Origin of the sequence: uncultured Roseobacter sp. (genome assembly GCF_947492555.1) — a bacterium.
Taxonomy (GTDB): Bacteria; Pseudomonadota; Alphaproteobacteria; order Rhodobacterales; family Rhodobacteraceae; genus Roseobacter.
In genome coordinates, this window is the sequence record NZ_CANLNE010000003.1 from 1,120,199 (window position 1) to 1,141,147 (window position 20,949).

Below are 20,949 nucleotides of genomic sequence, written 5' to 3' on the forward strand. Positions count from 1 at the left end.
GTTTCGCGATTGGAAACAGTCTAGAGGGAAGCGGAAAAAAAATCCAGTTCGCCGCCCCTTGCTACCACCGCCCGCGCGGCACCAGCATAACTCGATGCCCGCAAAGAAAGAAACCGCGGCCTTTGGGGCCGCGGTTTCCACTTGTAAAGTCGGGCTGCGCGTTAGTGTGCGGTTGCAGCGTCACTGGCCTCAGATGACCCGGCCAAAGCAGCAGCGGCTGCCGCATCCTCAGCAGCCTGGTCCCATTCGATGGCTTCAGGCTGCCGGACCAATGCGTGTTTCAGCACTTCAGACACATGGGAGACTGGGATGATGTCCAGTCCCGCCTTTACGTTGTCGGGGATTTCCGGCAAATCTTTGGCATTTTCCTCCGGGATCAGCACCGTTGTGACGCCTCCACGCAGGGCTGCGAGCAGTTTCTCTTTCAATCCACCAATAGGCATCGCGTTCCCACGCAGGGAGACCTCACCCGTCATCGCGATGTCCTTGCGCACGGGGATTTGTGTCAGCACCGAAACGATGGATGTCACCATCGCCAGACCGGCACTTGGTCCGTCCTTGGGCGTCGCGCCGTCCGGCACGTGCACGTGGATGTCGATCTTGTCGAATTGCGGTGGTTTGACACCGATGCGCGGGCTGATCGACCGAACGTAAGACGATGCAGCGTCAATGGACTCCTTCATCACATCGCCCAGTTTGCCGGTGGTCTTCATCCGGCCCTTGCCCGGCAGGCGCAAGGCCTCGATGCTCAGAAGCTCGCCCCCAACCGAAGTATAGGCCAACCCTGTCACAACGCCGATCTGATCTTCCTTCTCGGCCAGACCGTAGCGGAACTTTTTTACGCCCAGGAAATCATCAATATTCTCATCCGTGACGGTCACCGCCTCGGCTTCCTTCTTGATGATCTTGGTCAGCGATTTGCGCGCAACCTTGGCAATTTCACGCTCCAGGTTCCGCACGCCGGCCTCGCGGGTATAGGTACGGATCATCTCGGTAAGTGCGGACTCCTCGAGTGTGAACTCCTTGGCCTTCAGACCATGATTCTTGATCTGCTTGGGCACCAGATGCTGTTTCGCGATCTCGCGTTTTTCATCCTCGGTGTAACCCGCCAGCGGAATGATCTCCATCCGGTCGAGCAGCGGTCCGGGCATGTTGTAGCTGTTCGATGTGGTCAGGAACATCACATTCGAGAGGTCATATTCCACCTCTAGGTAGTGATCCACGAAGGTGGAGTTCTGCTCCGGATCAAGCACTTCGAGCATCGCTGACGCGGGGTCGCCCCGGAAATCCTGGCCCATCTTGTCGATCTCGTCGAGCAGGATCAGCGGGTTCGTCGTCTTCGCCTTTTTCAACGCCTGAATGATCTTGCCAGGCATTGAGCCGATGTAGGTGCGTCGGTGACCCCGGATCTCACTCTCATCGCGCACGCCGCCGAGCGAGATGCGGATGAATTCGCGCCCCGTCGCCTTTGCCACGGATTTGCCGAGGCTGGTTTTACCGACACCTGGCGGGCCGACAAGGCACATGATCGGGCCTTTCAGCTTGGACGAACGTTGCTGCACCGCGAGATACTCGACAATCCGCTCCTTGACCTTTTCAAGGCCATAGTGATCGTCGTCCAGCACCTTCTGGGCGCGGCTCAGATCCTTCTTCACGCGGGATTTCACACCCCACGGGATCGAGAGCATCCAGTCGAGGTAATTGCGCACGACCGTGGCTTCGGCGGACATCGGGCTCATGTTCTTGAGTTTTTTGATCTCCGCATCCGCCTTTTCGCGCGCTTCCTTGCTCAGCTTGGTGTCCGCAATCTTGGCTTCCAGCTCGGCAACTTCGTTCTTGCCGTCCTCGCCATCGCCCAGCTCCTGCTGGATCGCCTTCATCTGTTCATTCAAGTAGTACTCGCGCTGGGTCCGCTCCATCTGGGATTTCACGCGGGTTTTGATCTTTTTCTCGACCTGCAGCACCGACATTTCGCCCTGCATCAGGCCGTAAACCTTCTCCAGCCGCTCGCTCACGCTCAACGTCTCCAGAAGGTCCTGTTTCTGGTGCACCTCAATGCCCAGATGACCGGCCACGAGGTCTGCCAAGCGCGCAGGCTCGGTGGATTCGCCCACGGCAGACAGCGCCTCTTCGGGCACATTCTTCTTAACCTTGGCATAGCGTTCGAACTCGTCCGACACGGTACGCAACAGCGCTTCGGTCGTGGCGAGATCGCCGGGCATCTCGGTCAGATACTCCGCGCGTGCCTCGAAAAAGCTGTCGTTTTCAAGGTATTCCACGATGCGCACCCGCGCCTGCCCTTCGACCAGCACCTTGACCGTGCCATCGGGCAGTTTCAGCAGTTGCAGCACGTTGGCCAGCACGCCGGCCTTGTAGATACCGTCACTTTCAGGATCGTCGACACCGGGGTCGATCTGGCTGGACAGCAAAATCTGCTTGTCGTCCGCCATCACCTCCTCCAGCGCGCGCACCGATTTGTCGCGCCCGACAAAAAGCGGAACAATCATATGGGGGAAAACCACGATATCGCGCAGCGGCAATACCGGGTAGGAGGCGTTGAGAGGCTCTTGCATGCTCTTTCCTTATTCTTGGCAAGATGGTTCCGGTCCCGCATTCGCAGCAACACTCGACCATCTCCGGGTTCGGACGACTAAAGTGGGGCGCACCCCACCCGAAATCAACCTTACCGCCTGTTAAGCTTACTCCAGCATGGCCAGAGAAGCCGGGAATCACAAGCCTTCAAATCACGCCCGAAGCATACCCAAAAGCCCCTAATTCAGCTTTTGACGGTCCGTCAACGAGACTGACAAGGACGAGACGCGGGCGGACAAGGTTTTTACTTCATCTGCAATCACGGTGAAGCCCTTGCCCAAATCGCCGACCCGTGCGGCCTCAATCGACGCATTGGTCGCCACCATGTTGATCACCCGTCCGATCTTGCCGATCTCCATGGCAATGGTACTGGTATGATCCTTGACGTCCGCGCGCCCCTTGTCGTTGAGCTCCAGGAAGAAGGTGCCCAGCTCCGCGCTGAAGGCGCTGACACCTTTTGCAACACGCGTGCAGCACAAATCATACATGTTGCCAACCGGACGAAACCCGCGCACTTCACCCTCCGACACGGTGCACCGGCTGATGATCCTGTCCAACTCTTCCAGCGCTTCCATCATGTCGGACAGCTGCTTGGCGAGGCTCTCCGGCAGGCTCACACCATGCGGTGCCAGATGGTCGCTTTCGAGGGCACGCGCCGTGGCACACCCCTCCTGAATTTTCCGCACCGCATCGGTGAAGTCCTCAGCAGTGACATGCTGCTCCCCTTCGGCTTCAGCCTCCATGTGATGGATCAGGATTTGCATGGCTGCCACGCGGACAGGGGCGATCTTTGACAGAATGAGATGCAGAGTGCGTTCCAGCGTCACCTGATTTTCAGAAGTGGCATTCTTTGATTTCGAGGACATCTGGGCAACTCCGATACAATACGGCTGTTATCTAGGCTGCCACCGGTTAAGCTTGCGTTAAGTTGCGCATCCGCTGTTACAAAAACACACGGAAAATGCTGGCCTAAAGCGGCTCGATATCGCCCTCGGCCCGGCCTGCGTGAAAGGCTCTCTCCCACGCTATAAAACGGCCCTCGCTTACGGCCTCCCGCATCCCCTGCATCAGGTCCTGGTAGTAGGTCAGGTTGTGCCAGGTCAGCAGCATCGACGAGATGATCTCCTGACTGCGGAACACATGGTGCAGATAGGCGCGACTGTAGCTGCGGCATGCCGGACAGCGGCAATCCTCATCCAGCGGGCGCGGATCATCGGCGTGCCGCGCGTTCTTGATGTTGACCACCCCGCGCCGGGTGAACACCTGCCCGGTGCGCCCCGACCGGCTCGGCAACACGCAATCCATCATGTCGATGCCGCGCTTCACGGCGCCCACGATGTCATCGGGCTTGCCGACCCCCATAAGATAGCGCGGCTTGTCCTCGGGCAGCTGATCTGCGGCAAAATCCAAGCAGCCGAACATCGCCTCCTGCCCTTCCCCTACGGCCAGCCCCCCGACGGCATATCCGTCAAACCCGATCTCGGTCAGCGCTGCCGCACTTTCGGCCCGGAAGTCCTCTTCCAGCCCGCCCTGCTGGATGCCAAAGAGCGCATGGCCCGGGCGATCTCCGAAAGCCTCGCGCGAGCGCTGCGCCCACCGCATCGAGAGCCGCATCGACTCCGCGATCACGCCACGCTCCGCCGGCAGCGCCGGGCATTCATCGAAACACATCACGATGTCGGAGCCCAGCAGCCGCTGGATCTCCATCGAGCGCTCCGGCGTGATTTCGTGTTTGGACCCGTCGATGTGGCTCTTGAAGGTCACGCCGCGCTCGGTGAGCTTGCGCAGCGCGGCCAGGCTCATGACCTGAAAGCCCCCGGAATCAGTCAGGATCGGTCGTTCCCAGTTCATGAACCTGTGCAACCCGCCCAGGCGGTCGATCCGTTCTGCCGTCGGGCGCAGCATCAGGTGATAGGTGTTGCCCAGCAGGATATCCGCGCCGGTTTCGCGCACGGACGTGGGCATCATCGCCTTGACCGTCGCCGCAGTGCCCACCGGCATGAAGGCCGGCGTGCGGATGTCGCCCCGCGGGGTCGAGATCACACCAACCCGTGCCTTCCCGTCGCTGCCCTCTTTTGCAAAGCTGAACCGCTGCATCGCATCATCCTTTTTCGCCTGCTCAGCGCGATACCGCCCCACGCCTGAACTTGCAATCTGACGCATGAGGCGTCACCTATGACAACAAGGAAATTATCAGAGAAAGTGCCTGCCTTGGATATTGAAACCCTGATCATCTCGCTGATCGAAAGCTCGCTGGTCTTCCTGCTGCTGGCCGCGCTCTTCATCGTTCTGATCGTCAAGGCGGTCAAGATCGTGCCGCAGTCGGAAAAATACGTGATCGAGCGTTTTGGTCGCCTGCGCGCGGTGCTTGGGCCAGGGATCAACCTGATCGTGCCCTTCATCGACCGCGTGGCCCATGAAATCTCCATCCTCGAGCGGCAGCTGCCCAACGCGAGCCAGGACGCGATCACCAAGGACAACGTGCTGGTGCAGGTCGAAACATCGGTCTTCTACCGCATCACCGAGCCGGAACGTACCGTCTACCGCATCCGCGATGTGGACGCGGCCATTGCCACCACCGTCGCCGGAATCGTTCGGGCGGAAATTGGCAAGATGGATCTGGATGATGTGCAGGCCAACCGCGCGCAGCTGATCACCACGATCAAAGCGCTGGTCGAGGACGCGGTGGACGATTGGGGCATCGAAGTGACCCGCGCCGAAATCCTCGACGTGAACCTCGACCAGGCCACCCGCGATGCGATGCTGCAGCAGCTCAACGCCGAGCGCGCCCGTCGCGCACAGGTCACAGAGGCCGAAGGCTCCAAACGCGCCGTGGAACTGGCTGCCGACGCCGAGCTATATGCCTCCGAGCAGACCGCCAAGGCCCGCCGCATTCTCGCCGATGCCGAAGCCTATGCGACCCAGGTGGTCGCTCAGGCCATCAACGAAAACGGGCTCGAGGCGGCGCAATACCAGATCGCGCTGAAACAGGTGGAATCGCTCAACGCGCTTGGCGCAGGCGACGGCAAGCAGACCATCGTGGTGCCGACGCAGGCCATTGAGGCCTTCGGCGACGCCTTCAAGATGCTCAAAGGTCGTGGCGCATGAGCGAGCTTCTGAACCTCTGGTGGGTCTGGACCGCCGCCGCCCTTGCGCTGGCGGTGATTGAAGTGCTGGTCCCCGGGTTCATCTTCCTCGGCTTTGCGATTGGCGCTCTGGCGATGGTGGGGATCATTTTTGCAACCCCCGGTCTCAGCGCCCCGGCCCTGCTGGCGATCTTTGGCGGCCTGTCGCTGGTGGCGTGGATCGGCCTGCGCATGGCCTTCCGCAAACAGTCCTCCGGCGCCAAAATCGTACATCAGGACATTAACGACAACTGAGGGTTTCATGGGGCGCCGCCCCATACCCCGGGATATTTCGGGCCAGAAGAAGCCGGCCTGTCTTCTCTTGGCTGCAAATATCCCCGCCGGAGGCATATTTCTTTTGCTAAAGCCCTCCGGTTGAGATCAGCCTGGTCACCTGCTACCCCAGCCGACAACTAAAAAGGGGGATGTTTGATGGAAAAGCTCACGTTTGGTTGGGAAGAATGGGTGTCGCTGCCCGACCTTGGCTTGCCTGCGGTCAAGGCCAAGGTGGACACCGGCGCGCGCACTTCGGCGCTGCACGCCCACGACATCGAGGTCTTCGGTCCCGCCAAACACCCCAAGGTGCGTTTCAATGTGCACCCCATCGCGGGGCGCGCAGATATGGCCATCACCTGTTCCGCCCCGCTCGTGGATCGGCGTGAGGTGACTTCTTCGAATGGCGAGGCTGAGCAACGCTTCGTAATTGCCTCCACTCTGAGTGTGGCGGATCAAAGCTGGCCCATTGAGATCACCCTGACCAACCGCGCCAGCATGTCCTCGCGCATGTTGCTGGGCCGTCAGGCGCTGAGCGATCACATCTCGATCTCGCCCACGGAAAAGCACCTGCAGCCGGAGCTGAGCTACGATGACTACCACACCGCCGCGCTGAAACGTCGCGCGCCCAAACGTGCTCTGCGCATCGCCGTGCTCAGCCGCGAGGATAATTATTCGACCCGCCGCCTCGTCGAGGTTGGCGAGGCGCGTGGTCACACCGTCGAGGTGATCAACACCACACGCTGCTATATGGCGATCAACGCCATGGCGCCCGAGGTGCACTACGACGGCAAGCGCCTGCCCCGCTACGACGCGGTAATCCCGCGCATCGGGGCCTCCGTCACCTCCTACGGCACCGCGATCATCCGCCAGTTTGAGACCATCGGCACCTATTGCGTGAACGGCTCGGCGGGCATCACCGCCAGCCGCGACAAGCTGCACGCGCATCAGATCCTGGCCTCCAAGAAAATCGGCATGCCCACCACGGCTTTTGCCGCCTCGCCCAAGGACACTTCAAACCTGATGGGCCTCGTGGGCACCGCCCCGCTGATCGTGAAACTCCTGGAATCGACCCAAGGCAAGGGCGTCGTGCTGGCAGAGACCAAGAAAGCCGCGGAATCGGTCATCGACGCCTTTCGCGGGCTCAAGGCGAACTTCCTTGTGCAGGATTTCGTTAAAGAGGCCGCTGGAGAAGACATCCGCTGCCTCGTGATCGCTGGAAAGGTCGTGGCAGCAATGAAACGCACCGGCGCGGAAGGTGACTTTCGCTCCAACCTGCATCGGGGCGGGTCGGCCAAAGTGGTGCGGATCACCAAGGCAGAACGCGACACCGCCGTGCGCGCCGCGCGCGCCTTTGGCCTCGGCAAGGCCGGCGTGGACCTGCTGCGCTCAGAGAGCGGGCCCAAGGTTTTGGAGGTCAACTCCTCCCCCGGTTTCGAAGGTATCGAAACGGCAACCGGCAAGGATATCGTCGGCAAACTCTATGACGAGATTGAAGCCCGCGTGAAACCGCAACCCGTGCGCAAACGCGCACGAAGCTAACTTTAAAGTCACGCCACAACCGTCGGGCCACCAAGTCTTTTTGGGCCAGCACGGCTTCACGTTTCCAGACATTGGGGTGTAGAACGGCCGATGTTCATAAGAAACATGCCGCACGGGCGGTCCGATGTGATCACCGACGTGCGCCCTGCCCACACTCCGCGACCAAACCGAACCGATAGAGTGCACCTGCATCTTGTGCCGCGCCAGAAGGTTCCTAGATGAAAGGCATGCCGAAAAATGGGCGCGGGGGAGCATCAGGATCATGAAAAGCATTGTTGTTGCAAGTGACCTGTCAGACCGGTCACGACAGGCGTTGAGCCGCGCCGTCAATCTGGCTGCTGACACGAACGCCGAACTGACCGTGCTGCATGTGGTAGACGAAGCCATCCCCGCCAACCTGTCGAACCAGGTGCAGGTAGGGGCCAAGACGCTGCTGGCCGAACAAGTGGCGGCAGATGCGAAAGATCGGGATATCGCGGTCACCGTCACGGTTGACGTCGGCGACGCGATTGAGATCATCGGCGCGGTGACTGAGAGCACCAAGGCTGACCTGCTGGTTGTCGGTCTTCATCGCCGACGGAAGTTTCTGGACCAGATTCGGGAAACGACCATGGAGCATCTGATCAGGTCGAGCGACATACCTGTGCTCCTTGTCGCCGGACAGGCAGATCACGACTACAGCCATGTTCTAAGCGGCGTCGCCCTATCCGAGGTCTGCGCCACAGCGTTGCGGAAAATTCCGATGCTCGCCCCGCAGGCCGACCTCACGATTTTCAATGCGCATGAAGTGTCGTTCCGCAAGGAAACCGAGCAGGAGTACGAGACGTGGAAAGCCATGAACCCGCTGCCCGAGGGTCTGCCCGACCCGGTCTTTGTTGAAGCCAGCGCCGCCGATGCGTTGGAGACTATCATGAAAGACGGCGACTACGATCTGCTGGCGATTGGCGGACATACGCGTTCCAGCGCCGGCAGATACATCCTGGGTGGGTTCACGGCGGGACTGATCCGCAATCCGCCCTGTGATCTTCTGATTGCAAAATAGAACGGGTTTTACCCAATGACAGTGCCTGCCTTCGGAAACGCAGCCTGACTCTACGTCTTTGCGGTCGGTTGAAGACTGACGCGACAAAAGCATCGCGCCAACCCTCACGTTTATGAGCATCTTACTATCAATCAACCCCATACGGTCCGGATTATACGACAACCCGGCCTTTGCGCGGCAGCGGGCTCACCGCCCGTTGTGATATACGTCCTGCAACCCATGGACGGGGGTGTCGATACCCTCCATCCGGGCCTTGATCTGCAGCGACAGGAACTGCGAGTAATGTCGCGACTGATGCAGGTTGCCGCCATGCATCCACAGGTTCTCGACCTGTGTCGGCTTCCACATATTGCGCTGTTCACCTTCCCAAGGCCCCGGGTCCTTGGGCGTGTCCGAACCCAGCCCCCAGACCTTGCCAACACGGTCTGCGGTCTCCTGGTCAATAAGGTCCGCAACCCAGCCGTTCATCGAGCCATAGCCGGTGGCATAGACGATCACATCCGCCTCCAGCTTGGTGCCATCGTCGAGCACCACACCGTCCTCGACCACCTCAGTGACCTGCCCGGCCTTGAGCTTGATCTTGCCGTCGATGATCAGCTGGCTGGCACCGACATCGATGTAATAGCCTGACCCCCGTCGCAGGTACTTCATGAACAGCCCGGACTCGTCCGCGCCCCAATCCAGCTGAAAGCCCGCCTTCTCAAGTCCCGCATAAAACGCTGCATCCACCTCCTTGATCTTGTCGTAAACCGGGATCTGGAATTCATGCAGGATTTTGTAGGGCAGCGAGGCAAAGATCAGGTCCGCCTTATGGTGCGTGACCCCAGCCTCCACCGCGCGTTCGGAATAAAGATCTCCCAGACCGATCTCCATCAAGGGCTCCGAGCGTACGATATGGGTGGACGACCGCTGCACCATGGTCACATCCACATCCGCCTCCCAAAGGGCGGCGCAGATGTCATGCGCGGAATTGTTCGATCCGATGACCACCGCCTTCTTGCCTTTGTAGGCGTCCGGGCCGGGGTGCTTGCTGGAATGGTGCTGATCCCCCTTGAACCGCTCCATGCCCGGGAAGTTCGGCACATTTGCCTTGCCCGACATGCCGGTGGCAAAGACAAGCTGCGTGGGCCGCAGCACGACCTCTTCGCCATCCCGGTCCACCTTGACGACCCACTCGCCAGCACCCGCATCCCACTCGGCTTTCTCAACCGTCGAGCTGGTCCAGTAATTCAGCTCCATGATCTTGGTGTACATCTCCAACCAGTCACCGATCTTGTCCTTGGGCGCAAAGACGGGCCAGTTCGGCGGGAAGGGCAAATAGGGCAGATGGTCGTACCAGACCGGGTCATGCAGGCAGAGCGATTTGTAGCGGTTGCGCCATGAATCCCCCGGCTTGTCATTCTTCTCCACGATGATCGTGGGCACGCCAAGCTGCCGCAGCCGCGCGCCAAGTGCGATGCCGCCCTGCCCGCCACCAATGATCACCGTATAGGGCTGTGTCTTGTAGCCAAGCTCTGTCCGCTCTTTCTCGATCTCTTCGGCCCATGTGAGCCGGTGTTTTCCAGCACCGTGCTTGGCCCCCAAAGGTCGTTCATAGCCCAGCGGCTCTTCGTAGCCCTTCAGCTCGACCATCGTTGTCAGCAGCGTCCAGATCAGCCCATCCTTGAGCCGTACCAACCCATACCCTCGCGCGACACCAGTCTCGAAACTGATCCACGCGGTGATGATGCCCCCCTCCTCTGTGGGCAATTCACCATCGGCGATTTTCCAGGCCGATGGCTTGGTGGCACCAAGCTGCGCGCTCAACATATCGCGCACCGGATCCTGCCCTTCCATCGTCTTGATGTTCCACGTAAAGCTGACCAGATCGCGCCAAAAGCAATCGGTCTGGAACATCGCGACCGCAGCATCGATCTCTTCGGCCGCCAGGGCCGCTCCAAATCTGTCCAGAAAATCAGTCACTTGGTCATTAATCGTCGTGTCAAGCATGCATCCACCTCCCGCTAGACTGGTCCGAGTTTGGCAGAATTGATGCGTACAGGCGACATATTCCTGTGAGTGAGCGCCGTTTCGGCGGCTCCGGCCAAGCGCCACCGTAAGACAGCAGCGCGTTGCAGTATCCCGAAGAAGGCTGACAAAGCCGCACACAGGGGCGCGGCGACAGAAAAACGCTTCTCCCGGACACCCAGCTTGGGCCAGCCGCAGACAGAATGCTGTTTGATGATCGACTGCCTGTGTCCGGTTCCATCAGCACTGCAGGGGCATAGGTGCCCGTTTATGCTAAGGATGTAGAGACGCCAGTGTCGAACGCAAGAACCTCCGATCCGTTTGCTTGCGGACATTTGGGCGCGCTTAGACCTTTGACACCGACGTGTTGCCGGGAGCCCGTTTGAACGTTTTGCCGCATGAAGGCGACGACCGGTCCAACTCCAAAGTTCTGGCAACGATTGAAGCCCTTTGGTGTCCCACTGCATCCCCGGCGGCGTTCTGTGCGCGAGACGGCAAGTAGAGCGCCAGGAGATCGCGCGCTTTCCCATCATTGGACACGGGTCGGAACCATGCCATCAATCATGGCCTCCCGCGAGACATGGCTTCCGGTTGGCTGGCGAGCCGGACGCGCCGCACGGGCGGGAACTGTGTTGATGTAACCGAAAACCTTGCAAGCAGCTTTAGCCTGCTTGGACAAAACTATTTGCAGCCAATATCCGTCTCCTTCACTGAAAAACTCCGTGTCCCGCACCATCCATCCCAGATGTCGCCGCACAATCACTGACCGCCCCCTTTACGCTCCCGTCGTGATTCCTATATAAAACACTAAGGAATAAGAGAGGCCCTCGATGAACAATTCCCCCGAACCGCTGGAAGGTGCGCCCCTGATTGCGCCCTCATCGACCGATCACCCGCTCTATGAGCAGGTCGTCGAAGCCTGCCGTACCGTCTATGATCCCGAAATTCCGGTGAATATCTACGAACTAGGCCTGATCTACACCATTGATATCAGCGGCGAAAATGAAGTGGCGATCAAAATGTCGCTGACCGCACCCGGCTGTCCCGTCGCGGGCGAAATGCCTGGCTGGGTGGCCGATGCGGTGGAACCTCTGCCCGGTGTGAAGCAGGTTGATGTCGAGCTTGTCTGGGAACCGCCCTGGGGCATGGATATGATGTCGGACGAGGCGCGGCTTGAATTGGGCTTCATGTAAGACCCCAGCATGACAACAGAAAAAGATAAGATGATCGCAGGGGCGCTCTACCGGCCCGGCGACGCAGAGCTTGTACGGGAACGTGCCGCAAGCCAAGCCCTGCAACGGCGCTACAACGGCACAATCGTCTCGGACGCAGATGAACGCAAAGATGTTCTGGATCAATGGCTTGGGTCGCGCGGTTCAAGTTGCTCCATCCGCATACCCTTTTATGTCGACTACGGGTACAACATCCACCTGGGGTCGGATGTCTTTTTCAACTACGGTTGTGTGCTGCTCGACGTCTGCCCCATCCGGATCGGGGATATGACGCAAGTGGGACCGATGGTGCAGATCCTCACCGCCGATCACCCGCGTGATGCCGCAAGCCGTGATGCCGGGCTTGAGTTTGGCCAACCCATTGAAATTGGGCGCAATGTCTGGATCGGCGGCGGGGCCCTGATCCTGCCCGGTATCACCATCGGCGATGATGCCGTGATCGGCGCCGGTGCCGTGGTCACGCGGGATGTGCCATCCGGTGTCACTGTTGCCGGAAATCCGGCGAGACCGCTTGTCCCGCGCGGCCCGACTACATAGATTAGGTTCAAAGGAGCACAGCGATGTTTGGCATTCCCGGCAAGCAGGCCGTTACGCTTACACCGAAGGCCGCCGCACAGGTGGCGAAACTCATGACCTCCGCAGGTCATGCGGGGTTGCGCATTGGCGTCAAGAAAGGCGGCTGTGCGGGCATGGAATACACCATGGAGTACGTCGAGGCGACCGATCCCAACGACGAGATTGTCGAACAGGACGGCGCGCGCGTGATGATCGCCCCCATGGCGCAGATGTTCCTCTTCGGGACCGAGATCGACTACGAGACGTCACTGCTCGAAAGCGGCTTCAAGTTCCGCAACCCCAACGTGACCGAAGCCTGCGGCTGCGGGGAATCAATCAAGTTCGGCTGATTGGCCCTGATCCTGCAGATGCACGTAGGTCTCTGAAAACCGCTTCGTCAGATGTTCCCCTGCCTTGATCACCTCACCTGATCCCATCGGCGCCACATTGGTATCGTAGGACGGGTTGAAGAACAGCGGCACAGAGATGCGTTCGTGATCGCTGCCAATCACCCGGTGCGGTGTCGCGCGGACACGTCCGGCGGTCCACATCTCCATCATTTCACCAAAGTTGATAACGAATTCCCCTGGCGGCGCGGAGACGGGGATCCAGCCGCCGCCCCGCTTGCGCACCTCAAGCCCCGGTGAACCATCAGTGGCCAGCAGGGTCAGGCAGCCATAGTCCGTATGGGTCGCGATGCCAAAATCCCGCGCCGTGGCCCAGGCGGGACGCTCGGGATAGAAGTTGCCGCGCAGCAGGGCCATGGGCGTGTCAAACGCCCCGTCGAAATATGTCTCCGCCGCGCCGATGGCACGCGCAATCGCGCGCAGGATGTCCATCGCAACCGCGCAGGCCTCCCGATAATAGCTTTCGATCTCATCCCGGAATTCAACCGGTGTGTCGGGCCATCTGTTCGGGGCATAGACGGCGAGGTCCCGGCGCGGATCGCCCGCAGGCAAAAGAAAACCGCTGTCGAAAAACTGCTTGTAGTCGGGGTTCGCATCGGGATCGACCTGCTCGGAGCCTGCCGCCCCCCACCCTCGGTTGGCCCCGGTCCTGGCCATGTCGATCCGGGATTTTTCCGCCTCTGGCAGGCGAAAGAATGCACGGTAGCAGGCCAGGACGACCTGCATCCGCTCTGCACTGATCGCGGTGTTGTGCACGGTGAAAAACCCGGTGCCGGTGGCCGCCTCCTGCAGCTCTGCCATCGTTTCGGGATCGCCCGCCGCCATCAACGCCGCATCTAGTCTCGGGATCATGAGAAGACCTCCATCTGCCTGCCCCGCGGCCCTGCCACAGACACATGCGGCGCGCAAGTGGCGCAGGGCCAATTGCCGCCGACCGGTCGCCCTGCTACCAAGGCTGTGACAACCTTCAGGAGAGACACATGCGGCGTAAACTGGCAGCAGGCAACTGGAAAATGAACGGCTCGATCCCGGGTCTCGACATGATCGGCAAGCTCAAGCTGAAGCATCCCGAATGCCCCTGCGACGTGCTGATCTGCCCGCCTGCCCCGCTGCTTGCCCCCGCGCTGAACAACACCGCCGGCAGCCCCGTCCAGATCGGCGCCCAGAACTGCCACGCCGAGGAAAAGGGCGCCTATACCGGCGAACAGTCCGCCGCAATGATTGCCGAGATCGGCGCGACGTATGTCATCGTGGGTCACTCGGAACGGCGCGAGGCCTATGGCGAGACGGATGCCCAGGTGGCAGCCAAGGCGCAGGCCGCCCAAGCCGCCGGGCTCACCGCGATTGTCTGCATCGGCGAAAGCCTGGACCAGCGCGAGGCTGGCGAGGCGCTCGACGTGATCAAGACGCAGCTCAAGGGCTCGGTGCCGGAAGGCAGTGCGGGCAAGACACTTGTGGTGGCCTATGAACCCATCTGGGCCATCGGCACCGGTAAAATTCCCAGCATGGAGCAGATTGCCGACGTGCATGCGCTGATGCGCACCGAGCTGCGCGCACGGTTCGGCGAGGATGCCGAGAGCATGCGCCTGCTCTACGGCGGATCGGTAAAGCCGAACAACGCCGCGGACATCTTTGCCCTCGGCGATGTGGATGGCGCCCTTGTCGGCGGTGCGAGCCTCACGGAGGAGGATTTCTCCCCCATCATCGAAGCCTTGGCGGAGAGCTGAGCCCTTCTTCTGGCATCAAATATCCCGGGGGAGCGCGCAGCGCGGGGGCAGCGCCCCCACCCTCCTATTGAATGATGATCTCCGGTCCCATCACCAGCGTCGGCAACCACGTGCTGATGATCGGGATATAGGTCACCATGATCAGGAACACAAAGAGCACCGCCGTGAACGGCAGCGCCGCCTTGACCACGGCCCACATCGGCATGTTGGCCACACCGGAGGTGACAAAGAGGTTCAGACCCACTGGTGGCGTGATCATCCCGATCTCCATGTTCACCACCATGATAATCCCGAGGTGAATGGGATCGATGCCCAGTTCAATCGCAATCGGAAACACCAGCGGCGCCACAATCACAAGCAGCCCCGACGGCTCCATGAACTGCCCGCCGATCAGCAGGATCACGTTCACGATCACCAGGAACACCACCGGCCCAAAGCCCGCGTCCAGCATGGCACTGGCGATCTGCTGCGGGATCTGCTCATCCGTCAGCACGTGCTTCAGGATCAGCGCATTGGCGATGATGAACATCAACGTCACGGTCAGCTTGCCCGCTTCAAAAAGCGTGTTCTTGGTGTCGCGGTGAACAAACGCGGTGACCAGCGCCAGCGGCTTCTGCAGCAGCGTGAGGTTGCGCGTGTCCTCGCCGTCGACATGTAGCGGCCCCATGTCCCGGTAGACGAAACTGGCGATGAAGAAGGCATAGACCGCAGCCACCGCAGCCGCCTCTGTCGGCGTGAAGATACCGCCATAGATGCCACCCAGGATGATCACGATCAGGAACAGTCCCCAGCCCGCTTCCAACCCGCTGTCGATGACCTCTCCCCAGCCGCGCCATTCGCCTTTCGGCAGGTCGCGCAGCTTGGCGATGATGTAGATGGTCACCATCAGCATGGTGCCCGCCATCAGGCCCGGGATCACACCGGCCAGAAACATCCGCCCGACGGAGACATCTGTGGCGGAGGCATAGACAACCATGACAATCGAAGGCGGAATGAGGATGCCAAGTGTCCCGGCATTGGCGATGACACCGGCCGCGAAATCCTTGGTGTAGCCGACCTGCCGCATGCCCGCGATCACGATGGAGCCGATGGCCACAACCGTGGCGGGCGATGACCCGGAGAGCGCCGCAAAGAGCATACAGGCAAAGACCCCTGCAATCGCCAGCCCGCCCGGGAAATGCCCCACAAGAGCGATGGAAAAGCGGATGATCCGCCGCGCCACACCGCCCGTCGACATGAAGGAGGACGCAAGGATGAAGAATGGAATGGCCAGCAGCGTGTAATGCCCCGCCATCGCCTGAAACAAGGTCTGCGCAATCGAAGCCAGCGAGGTATCGCTAAGCGCCAGCAAAAAGACGATGGAGGACATGCCAAGGCTCACGGCAATCGGCACACCGATCAGCATCAGACCCACCACCATGGTGAAAAGAATTGCAACTTCCATGGTTTAGCGCTCCGCGTTCAGGTGCTTGACGTCTTCGATGGCGTCTTCGGCTTCGTGGCTGACGATCAGGCTGGTCTGGGTGCCCCGCATCAGGCGAACCGTGGCCTGAACAAAGCGGAAAAGCAGCAGCGCCATGCCAAAGGGCAGCATTGCATAGGGGATGAAGCGCGGGATTTTCTCGTATTCCTCGCCCTGGTTGAAAATCGGCTCGATCCAGCGCAGCCACTCCGGCATCGGCATGTCGACGACCTCGTACCAGGCCTGATCCCGGCTGTTCTCAAAGCCCGTCGGGAACCAGCGCCCGGAGGTGGCATCGAACCCGGCAAAGGGTGCCCAGTAGTCCCATGCCCCTTTGAACACGAGGAAGGCATAGCTGATGCAGACCGCGGCGGCGATCAGCGCCAGAATCTGCCGGGTTGGACGAGAAAAGAGGTTGATGACGGCATCGACACCCAGATGGGCCGTCACCTTGACCGCGTAGCTCACCCCGAAAAGCACCAGCCAGGCAAAGAGGAAGGTCACCGCCTCCAGCCCCCAGATGATGCCGGTGTTGAACCCGTACCGCAGCACCACGTTGATGAAGGTCAGGATGGTCATCAGCCCGAGGATCAACGCAATCGCGGTCTCCTCGATTTCATTCACGATCCGGCCCAGCGTTGTCTGTGCCTCATAGGAATGCGCCATGCGTCCCTCCCCCCTTTAAAAAGCCGCCCGGCCCCCACCATCGGGGACCGGGCAGCGTATCAGTTCAGTTTTCAGAACCCGGCGTTGATCGACTGTGCCGCGTCGATGTTTTCCTGACCGACGTCATCCTTGAACTGGTCCCAGACGGGTTTCATCGTGGCGACCCATTCCTCGCGGGCCGCCGCGTCCAGCTCGCGCACCACGCCGCCGGCCTCGATGATCGCCGCCTTGGCCTGAGCGTTTACGGCGGTGGATTCAGCGTTACGGACTTCGGTCACCTCGGTCACGATCGTGGCCAGCTGGTCTCGCACATCCGCGTCCAGGCTGTCCCACCAGTCGGTGGAGGTCACGACCATATAGTCGATGATCCCGTGGTTGGTTTCGGTGATACCGTCCTGCACTTCAAAGAACTTCTGGCCATAGATATTCGACCATGTGTTCTCCTGCCCGTCGACAACGCCGGTCTGCAACGCGCCATAAACTTCCGAGAAAGCCATCGGCTGGGGCGAGCCGCCAAGAGCAGCCATCTGTGCCTTGAGCACGTCGGAATTCTGCACGCGGAACTTCAGGCCATTGGCGTCGGTTGGGCTGTTGAGCGGCACGTTTGCCGACATCTGCTTCATGCCGTTATGCCAGAACGCAAGGCCGATCAGACCGCGGCGGGTCATCGATTCCTTCATCGCCTGGCCGGTATCGGAGGTCTGGAACGCGTCCACCGCATCGATGTTCTTGAACATGAAGGGCAGATCGAAGATGCGGAACACCTTGGTGAACTGCTCGAATTTCGACAGGGACGGCGCGGCCATCTGCACATCGCCCTGCAGCAGCGCCTCCAGCACCTGGTCATCGTTGTAAAGCGTGGAGTTCGGGAAGACCTCCATACAGGCCTTGCCGTTCATTTCCTCATTCACCCGTTCCTGCAGCAGGGATGCGGCAATGCCTTTGGGGTGACGGTCGGTGTTGGTCACGTGGCTGAACTTGATGACGATCTCGCCGTCATCACAGGCAGCAGCGACAGCAGAGGCGCTCACCGACAGGGTCAGCGCCGTCAGGGCAGCGGTTACTATTCTCATGTGGTTTCCTCCCAGAAACGTTTTGATTTTTCTTCCTTGGATCGGGCACCGCAGAGCGATGCGCTAGTGAATATCAAACCGGTTCGAGCGCCTAAGAGCAAGCACTATACGGAAGGGCGCAAAATCTGCCTGTTTATTACTTTATTTCAGAGTGTTGTTTTTGATAGCTCATGTCGATTTCAAGAAGCCACCAAAGGTCCGAGTGCGGCAAGCCGCACAAGAGTAATACAGTTTGTGCGAAATTCCGCACACTAAGGGACGCGGTAATCCTCCGTCCGAATCCCATAGCGCTTAAGCTTGTCATAGAAGGTCTTGCGCGGCAGTTTCAGCGCCTCCGCCGCCAGAACCGCCCGCCCTTCAGCCCGACGCAGGGCCTGTTCCAGCAGGCTCTGTTCCACCTGCGCCATCTGCTCCGCCAGCCCGAGGGAGGCATCGCTGCGGGCCTCTTCGCTCAACCCCAGCGCAAACCGCATCGCTTCCGACATCAACGCACGGGCGTTGCCGGGCCAGTCCTGGGCCATGAGGCTTGCCACCACCTGCGGCGTAATCTCCGGCGCGTTCAGTCCCGCCTGCTCACTGGCCTGCGCCACATAGTGCTGGAACAGCACCGGAATATCCTCGGGCCGCTCCGACAGGGACGGGATGCGCACCGGCGTGACCTCCAGCCGGTAATAGAGTTCGGAATTCAACTGCCCTGCCGCAACGCTGGCGGCCAGATCGCGGTTTGATCCGGCGATGACCCGCGTCTGTGGGCCAGCCTCCAGCGCTTCGAGCAGGGTCAACTGCGCCTGCGCGGGCATCTGGGTGATTTCGTCAATGAAAAGGCTGCCGGTGCGCGCCTTCTCCAGCGCCTCGGTCAGCAGGTTCGCGTCCAGCCCCGCAGCGGCCCGTTTCACGAAAGGCGCCTTGGAGCGGGCCGAACAGAGGTGGATCACCTCCGCCACCTTGGAAATCCCGGTACCGGGCGCGCCGGTCACCAGCACCTCCGTCTCGGCGACCGCTACGCGCCGCACCCGTTTGCGCAGCCCATCGGCCAGATGCGACGTGCCGAACAGCATGCGCGCCGCCGGGTCCCCCGTGGCGATCAGGGCGCGCAGGCGACGGTTGTCCAGCACAAGCCCCCGCGTCTTGAGCGCGCGTTCCAGCACCGCCAGCAGATCGGTGGGCGCGCAGGGTTTTTCCAGAAAGTCGAAGGCTCCCTGCCCGACCGCCTTCATCGCCGTGGGAATATCGCCTTCCCCGGTCAGCAGGATCACCGGCAAATCCGCATCCTGCGCCCGCGCGTAGGCCAGCAGGTGAAACCCGTCGCGCCCCGGCATGCGCAAATCCGACAGGATGACCCCATCGAATTCCGGCGTGATCAGGTCCTTGGCGGCAACGAAAGAGCCTGCCGTCACCGGGTCCAGATCGGCCAGTTCCAGCGTCTGCGCCAGCGCGTCCCGCACCGCAGCATCGTCATCAACCAGCAGCACACGTCTGCTCATGCGGCCACCTGTTCCGTCCACGGCTGCAGCTCGACGCTGAACACCGCGCCATTTTCCACGTTACGCACTCTGATCTCTCCGCCAAAACTCTGCATGATCCCGTAGGAAATCGACAGGCCCAGCCCCATACCCTCCGACGCCCCGACTTCCTTGGTCGAATAGAACGGGTCAAACACTTTCTCGGGCGCTTCGACCCCCGGTCCGGTATCGCGCACCTCGATGCACAACGGCGTGCCCGGGGTGATCGAGATGCTCAGCCTCCGAGTCTCGCTTTCCGTCATCGCATCCAGCGCATTGGTCATCAGGTTCACGAAAACCTGCCCCAGACGGACCTCCCCGCCCTTGACCCAAATGGGTGCCTCGCCGGCCTCAAAACTGACCGTCACCCCCATGGCCTCTGCCCTGCCGCTTACCATCTCCACGGCCGTATCCAGCACGGCAATCAGGTCCACACGCGTCATCGGCTCGGTCTGCTGCGTCGAAAAAGCGCGCAGGTTCTTGATGATGCGCCCCATGCGGCGCGCCATGTCGGAAATCCGCCCAAGGTTCTCCTGTGCACGCTCCGGCTTACCCCGCTCCAGAAAAAGCCCCGCGTTCTCGGCAAAGGAGCGGATCGCCATCAGCGGCTGGTTCAATTCGTGACTGATGCCCGCACTCATCTTGCCGAGCGCGCTGAGCTTGCTGGCCTGCACCAGATCAGCCTGCGCACGCGCCAGCGCGGTCTCGGCCTCCTTGCGTTCGGCCACCTCCAGACGCAGCGCAGTGTTGATCTCCGACAGCGCCGAGGTGCGCCGCGCCACCCGGTCTTCGAGCTGCGCATTGGCGCGCGCCAGCGTCCTGCGCCGTTCGGTTGCCAGAAACAACAGCGCCCCGAAGGCGAGGCACAGGGCAGCAACCACTGTTGCCTGCAACTTGGCCAGTTGTCGCGCGGGCGAGACATCGATCAGCACCTCACCGGTGAGACCAATCACCGGCAGGTGTTTCACCAGATGCAGGGCGTTCTGCGGCAGATAAGGCCCCCACCCCAACTGCCATATTTCATGGCCCCCGGTCTCGTAGCTGTCAAACGGCGGTGCAGTGCCGTCAGGTGGCGCCAGCCCCGATCCTCCGGCCGCGCGCTGCCAGAGCACCAGTTCGGACCGGTTGGTCACAAAGACCTGACCGTAGACATCCGTAAAGAACACCGCGCGCAACCCACCCCGCCAGGCGTCTTCGATCCCGTCCATGCCTGCTGCCACGACAATTGCGCCCTGAACCTTGCCATCCGCGCCAAACGACGGTGCCGCGTAGTAAAAGGCCCGTCCGTCCAGAGGTCTCGCCACACCGTGCCCCCATCCCAGCGCGCCCTGCAACGCCCGCCGGACGTATCCCGTTGCACTCAGATCGCTTCCGGCGGGATCCCGCGCTGCCGCCTGTGAAAACCCCGCCCGGTCGACAAACATCACGTCCAGCGCATCGGTCTTGTCGGCCACATCCAGAAATAATGCGCGGGCCTCGTCGGCACCACGCCCTTCCGCCAGTGCATCACTCAGCGGGTGATCCGCCAGGAATACCGCCAACTCACGAAACCGCTGCAACTGGCCTTGCAGCCGGTCGCTGGCCAGTGCCAGATCGCTCTCACCCTGCCGCGCCAGCTGGTCCAGCGCCTGAAGATAGGCATAACGCCACACACCCGCAGAGGCCGCAGCCACCGCGCCCAGGAACACGCAGATAATCACTGCACGGTGCATAAAAGCCTTGGACATGCACCAAGCTTACAAAC

Annotated in this window: 18 protein-coding genes; 8 read left to right on the plus strand and 10 right to left on the minus strand. The window is 60.9% G+C overall.

Going from position 1 to position 20,949, the window contains the following annotated elements; translation table 11 throughout:
* Positions 1–161 precede the first annotated feature (161 nt).
* The 3 genes from lon to tgt form a co-directional block, all read right to left on the minus strand.
* Entirely contained in the window at positions 162–2,573 is a 2,412-nt protein-coding gene (gene lon, locus Q1A07_RS18675; RefSeq protein ID WP_299783512.1) for an endopeptidase La, read from the minus strand.
* Between the two features lie 198 nt (positions 2,574–2,771).
* Positions 2,772–3,458: a methyl-accepting chemotaxis protein gene (locus Q1A07_RS18680; protein ID WP_299783513.1), complete on the minus strand. Its 687-nt coding sequence runs from the start codon at positions 3,456–3,458 to the stop codon at positions 2,772–2,774.
* A gap of 103 nt (positions 3,459–3,561) precedes the next feature.
* Entirely contained in the window at positions 3,562–4,689 is a 1,128-nt protein-coding gene (tgt, locus tag Q1A07_RS18685) for a tRNA guanosine(34) transglycosylase Tgt (RefSeq protein WP_299783574.1), read from the minus strand.
* Between the two features lie 114 nt (positions 4,690–4,803).
* On the opposite strand from tgt, the gene Q1A07_RS18690 reads away from it, so the two are divergent.
* From Q1A07_RS18690 to Q1A07_RS18705, 4 genes are all read left to right on the plus strand, one after another.
* Positions 4,804–5,700: an SPFH domain-containing protein gene (locus Q1A07_RS18690; RefSeq protein ID WP_299783514.1), complete on the plus strand. Its 897-nt coding sequence runs from the start codon at positions 4,804–4,806 to the stop codon at positions 5,698–5,700.
* Positions 5,697–5,972 carry a hypothetical protein gene (locus Q1A07_RS18695; RefSeq protein ID WP_299783515.1) on the plus strand — a complete coding sequence of 92 codons (276 nt, stop codon included), beginning with the start codon at positions 5,697–5,699 and terminating at the stop codon, positions 5,970–5,972. The genes Q1A07_RS18690 and Q1A07_RS18695 overlap by 4 nt, the downstream gene beginning before the upstream one ends.
* A 177-nt stretch (positions 5,973–6,149) precedes the next feature.
* A complete protein-coding gene (rimK, locus tag Q1A07_RS18700; RefSeq protein ID WP_299783516.1) occupies positions 6,150–7,532 on the plus strand; it encodes a 30S ribosomal protein S6--L-glutamate ligase in 1,383 nt (460 codons plus the stop codon).
* Positions 7,533–7,794: 262 nt separating this feature from the next.
* Positions 7,795–8,574 carry a universal stress protein gene (locus Q1A07_RS18705; RefSeq protein ID WP_299783517.1) on the plus strand — a complete coding sequence of 260 codons (780 nt, stop codon included), beginning with the start codon at positions 7,795–7,797 and terminating at the stop codon, positions 8,572–8,574.
* A 186-nt stretch (positions 8,575–8,760) separates the two neighbouring features.
* Here Q1A07_RS18705 and Q1A07_RS18710 read toward each other — a convergent pair whose 3' ends face one another.
* On the minus strand, positions 8,761–10,563 hold the full coding sequence (locus Q1A07_RS18710) for an NAD(P)/FAD-dependent oxidoreductase (RefSeq protein ID WP_299783518.1): 1,803 nt from the start codon (positions 10,561–10,563) through the stop codon (positions 8,761–8,763).
* A gap of 848 nt (positions 10,564–11,411) precedes the next feature.
* Between Q1A07_RS18710 and Q1A07_RS18715 the strand changes: the two genes are divergently transcribed.
* Genes Q1A07_RS18715 through Q1A07_RS18725 form a run of 3 tightly spaced genes read left to right on the plus strand, consistent with a single transcriptional unit; the run spans position 11,412 to position 12,718 of the window.
* Positions 11,412–11,774 carry an SUF system Fe-S cluster assembly protein gene (locus Q1A07_RS18715; protein ID WP_299783519.1) on the plus strand — a complete coding sequence of 121 codons (363 nt, stop codon included), beginning with the start codon at positions 11,412–11,414 and terminating at the stop codon, positions 11,772–11,774.
* 9 nt (positions 11,775–11,783) lie between these two features.
* Positions 11,784–12,350, plus strand: coding sequence for a sugar O-acetyltransferase (locus Q1A07_RS18720; protein ID WP_299783520.1), 567 nt, complete (start codon positions 11,784–11,786; stop codon positions 12,348–12,350).
* Positions 12,351–12,373: 23 nt separating this feature from the next.
* Complete coding sequence (locus Q1A07_RS18725) at positions 12,374–12,718, plus strand: iron-sulfur cluster assembly accessory protein (RefSeq protein WP_195821841.1); 345 nt, start codon at positions 12,374–12,376, stop codon at positions 12,716–12,718.
* Here the strand turns inward: Q1A07_RS18725 and Q1A07_RS18730 are convergent.
* Positions 12,701–13,627, minus strand: coding sequence for a 2-oxoglutarate and iron-dependent oxygenase domain-containing protein (locus Q1A07_RS18730; protein WP_299783521.1), 927 nt, complete (start codon positions 13,625–13,627; stop codon positions 12,701–12,703). The two genes, Q1A07_RS18725 and Q1A07_RS18730, sit on opposite strands and share 18 nt — an antisense overlap.
* A gap of 128 nt (positions 13,628–13,755) precedes the next feature.
* Here Q1A07_RS18730 and tpiA point away from each other — a divergent pair, with 128 nt between their 5' ends.
* The gene (tpiA, locus tag Q1A07_RS18735) at positions 13,756–14,502 is read left to right on the plus strand and encodes a triose-phosphate isomerase (protein ID WP_299783522.1); all 747 of its coding nucleotides are present in this window, start codon (positions 13,756–13,758) and stop codon (positions 14,500–14,502) included.
* A 64-nt stretch (positions 14,503–14,566) separates the two neighbouring features.
* Here tpiA and Q1A07_RS18740 read toward each other — a convergent pair whose 3' ends face one another.
* From Q1A07_RS18740 to Q1A07_RS18760, 5 genes are all read right to left on the minus strand, one after another.
* Positions 14,567–15,946 carry a TRAP transporter large permease gene (locus Q1A07_RS18740; protein ID WP_299783523.1) on the minus strand — a complete coding sequence of 460 codons (1,380 nt, stop codon included), beginning with the start codon at positions 15,944–15,946 and terminating at the stop codon, positions 14,567–14,569.
* Between the two features lie 3 nt (positions 15,947–15,949).
* Positions 15,950–16,630: a TRAP transporter small permease gene (locus Q1A07_RS18745; RefSeq protein ID WP_299783524.1), complete on the minus strand. Its 681-nt coding sequence runs from the start codon at positions 16,628–16,630 to the stop codon at positions 15,950–15,952.
* A 71-nt stretch (positions 16,631–16,701) separates the two neighbouring features.
* A complete protein-coding gene (locus Q1A07_RS18750) occupies positions 16,702–17,703 on the minus strand; it encodes a DctP family TRAP transporter solute-binding subunit (RefSeq protein WP_299783525.1) in 1,002 nt (333 codons plus the stop codon).
* 251 nt (positions 17,704–17,954) lie between these two features.
* Entirely contained in the window at positions 17,955–19,187 is a 1,233-nt protein-coding gene (locus Q1A07_RS18755; protein WP_299783526.1) for a sigma-54 dependent transcriptional regulator, read from the minus strand.
* The gene (locus tag Q1A07_RS18760) at positions 19,184–20,932 is read right to left on the minus strand and encodes an ATP-binding protein (RefSeq protein WP_299783527.1); all 1,749 of its coding nucleotides are present in this window, start codon (positions 20,930–20,932) and stop codon (positions 19,184–19,186) included. The genes Q1A07_RS18755 and Q1A07_RS18760 overlap by 4 nt, the downstream gene beginning before the upstream one ends.
* Positions 20,933–20,949: the final 17 nt, after the last annotated feature.